Annotated in this window: 1 protein-coding gene; it reads left to right on the forward strand. The window is 68.4% G+C overall.

Annotated elements, in window-relative coordinates; all coding sequences use genetic code 11:
* Positions 1-722, forward strand: a 722-nt coding sequence (locus D0D37_RS46350) for a response regulator transcription factor (RefSeq protein ID WP_162834825.1), incomplete at its 5' end; no start/stop codon positions are given.
* Positions 723-1191 lie beyond the last annotated feature (469 nt).

Genomic DNA, 1191 nt, shown 5'->3' on the forward strand with positions numbered 1-1191 from the left:
GGGAGGGGGGGGCCGGGTTGCGCGGCGGGATTGGGATGGTGGCGCTGGCGATTCCGTCGGCTGCGGCGTTGGCCGCGGAGGCGCGGGTCAAGGGGGATCTTGCCGCGGCGGACGCCTTTGTCGCGCGGGGGCGGCGGCTTTTGGAGCATGGGCGGCGTTGTGCGGCCGAGGGGCATCCGCGTTCCGGGACTGTGGGGCCGGAGGGGCGGGCTTGGCTCGCTCGGATGGAGGCTGCTGCTTCGGCGTTGGAGGGGCCCGCCGATCCGGAGTTGTGGGGGGCGGCGGCTGAGGCCTATTCGTATGGGGCGATTTACGAGCAGGCGGTTTGTCGGTGGCGGCAGGCTGAGGCGTTGCTGGCTTCTGGGCGACCGGGTGCGGCCGAGGCGTTGGAGGCCGCGCATTCGGTTGCGGTGAAGCTGGATGCGGTGCCGTTGCGGGATGCGGTTCGGGATTTGGCGCATCGGGCTCGGGTTGAGCTGGCAGGGGTTGAAGTGGTGCCGGTGGTGCGGGCGCAGGTGAATCCGTTGACTGACCGGGAGCGGGATGTGCTGGAGCGGGTCGCGCTGGGGCGGACCAATCGGCAGGTGGGGGAGGAGCTGTACATCAGCGAGAAGACGGTGAGTGTGCATCTTTCGCGGGTGATGGCGAAGTTGGGGGCCAGCCGGAGGGCGGAGGCTGTGGCTATTGCTTATGACCGGGGGTTGCTTACTGTTCCGGAGTGAGGCGTTGTGGGGCGGCTCGTCGCCTGGCGGCGACATTGCGCCCGTGGTTGCGTGGGGCACCCCGAAGCTGATTGTGACTACGGCGCGGGGGTGCTTGTCAAGGCGGGAAAGATGCCTTGACAAGCACCCCCGCGCCGCGTTTTTGGCTTCGTATCGGGGTGCGGGGGTGGTGTGGGTGCTTGGTTGGCTGGGTGCGTCGGCTGCGGTTTGGTGGGTTGGGGTTAGCGTCTCGATGTGGCGTTGGGTGCATGCGACGCATCGAACGCCACATGGGGTGTGTGCGATGGACCCAATGGCACCTTGGGGCCCATCGCGGTGGCAGCGGTGGTGAGCGGGCGGTCCGTGAAGGGCTCCTTGAGGGAATCTAGGTCCGTGAAGGGGCCCCTCACGGACGGTGGCGGGCCGTGAGGGGAACCCTGAGGGACTCTGAGTCCGTGAGGGTTCCCCTCACGGACTCAGAGTCCCTCAG

Origin of the sequence: Amycolatopsis circi, from assembly GCF_003385235.1 — a bacterium.
Lineage (GTDB): Bacteria > Actinomycetota > Actinomycetes > Mycobacteriales > Pseudonocardiaceae > Amycolatopsis > Amycolatopsis circi.